Source organism: Pseudoduganella sp. RAF53_2, assembly GCF_052113985.1.
Lineage (GTDB): Bacteria > Pseudomonadota > Gammaproteobacteria > Burkholderiales > Burkholderiaceae_D > Rugamonas.
The window spans coordinates 1-1,988 of sequence record NZ_JBFRDW010000857.1 but is presented as its reverse complement, the minus strand read 5'-3'; the positions used below and the strand labels follow the sequence as shown (position 1 = coordinate 1,988).

General features: G+C 66.0%; 1 protein-coding gene. It reads left to right on the top strand.

Annotated features, from left to right (window positions below; translation table 11 throughout):
* Positions 1-1,988 (top strand): chemotaxis protein CheA (locus AB4Z11_RS30365; RefSeq protein WP_442029703.1); only part of this gene is annotated, 1,988 nt, incomplete at both ends.

The window sequence follows — 1,988 nt, the reverse complement described above, 5'->3', positions numbered from 1 at the left end:
GGTCTGCACGAAGCCGTCAACCTGGACATCGCACCGCCATCGGAAGTGCAGGTACTGCCGATTCCTGCATCCGAGCACCTGCTGGCCGGCAGTGCCGCCAGCTTCACCGATGAACTGGACCCGGACCTGCTGCCAGTCTTCCTGGAAGAGGGCGCCGACCTGCTGCCGCAAGTGGGCGAAGCACTGCGCGCATGGCACAACACGCCGTCCGACTTCAGCCATGCCCACAGCCTGCAGCGCGTGCTACACACGGTGAAGGGCAGCGCGCGTATGGCCGGCGCCATGCGTCTCGGCCAGCACGCACACGAAATCGAAACGCACATCGAAAACATGGTGCACGCGAACAGCGCGACGCCGCATGCCTTCGATGAACTGCTGGCGCACTACGACCACGCGCTGCTGCTGTTCGAGCAACTGCAGAACCCGGCAGCCTATCAACAAGCCGTGCAAGCCGCGCAAGCCGCACCGCTGGCATCTGCCGCCGCGGAAGATTCCGGCGTGCTCGCCGATGGCGCCGCCGCGACGCCATCCGGCGCACCGGCCGCAGGCTCCGCAGCCGCAGCCGGACAAGCCGCCGCACCGCGTGCTCCGCTGCCGGCGCCTGTGCAGCGCGGCGAAGAGGCCGAAGCCGGTGGTTCGAAGTCGCCGCTGGTCCGCGTCCGCGCCGACATTCTCGACCGCCTGGTGAACCAGGCCGGTGAAGTCTCCATCGCCCGCTCGCGCCTGGAGAACGAAGTCAACACCCTGCGTACCTCGCTGTCCGACTTCCAGGAAAACCTGGCGCGCCTGCGCCGCCAGCTGCGCGAAGTGGAAATGCAGGCCGAATCGCAGATCGCCTCGCGCATGTCGATTGCCGGCGAGCGTGAATTCGACCCGCTGGAATTCGACCGCTTCACCCGCCTGCAGGAACTGACCCGCATGATGGCGGAGAGCGTGAACGACGTGGCGTCCTTCCACGAAGGCCTGATGCGCTCCGTGGATACCGCCAACGGCGACCTCAATCAGCAAGCGCGTATGACGCGCGACCTGCAGCAGGACCTGATGCGCGTACGCATGGTGCCGTTTGCCAGCATCTCCGAGCGTCTGTTCCGCGTCGCGCGCCAGAGCGCGAAGGAAGTGGACAAGCGCGTCAACCTGGACATCCGCGGCAGTGCCGTCGAAATGGACCGCAGTGTGCTGGAACGCATGGCCGCACCATTCGAACACCTGCTGCGTAACGCTATCGTGCACGGTGTCGAGCCGCGCGCCAAGCGCGGCGCCAATGGCAAGGCCGAAACGGGCGAGCTGCTGGTGCAGGTCAGCCAGCAGGGCAACGAAGTGGTGCTCGAATTCAGCGACGACGGCGCAGGTCTGGACCTGGACCGCATTCGCGCAAAAGCCCGCAGCGTAGGCCTGCTGGCCGACAACGAAGATGTGAGCGATGCCGAAGCGGTGAAACTGATCTTCCAGCCTGGCTTCTCCACTGCGGACACGCTGACCGAACTGGCTGGCCGTGGCGTCGGTATGGATGTGGTGCAGTCGGAAGCCCAGTCGCTGGGTGGCCGCGTTGAAACCTTCTCCGAACTGGGCAAAGGCACGCGCTTCACGATTCGCCTGCCGCTGACGCTGGCCGTCACGCAAGTGGTGCTGGTGTCCGCCGGCGGCCGCACGCATGCGCTGCCTGCGCAGATGGTGGAACAAGTGCTGCAGCTGAAAGAAGCCGCGCTGCAGGATGCCACGGCCAAGGGCGCGGTGGTGCTGCATGGTCAGCACGTCGGCCTGCGTTATCTGCCAGGCCTGCTGGGCGATCATGCCGCGCAGCCGGTGCAGCAGCGTTCTTCGCCGGTGCTGATGCTGCACAGCGGTGGCGGACGCATAGCGGTGCACGTCGACGAAATCGTGGGCAACCGCGAGGTCGTTATCAAGAACATCGGCCCGCAGCTGTCGCGCATGGCCGGTATTGCCGGCGCGACGGTGCTCGGTTCCGGCGAGATTGTGCTGATCCTGAA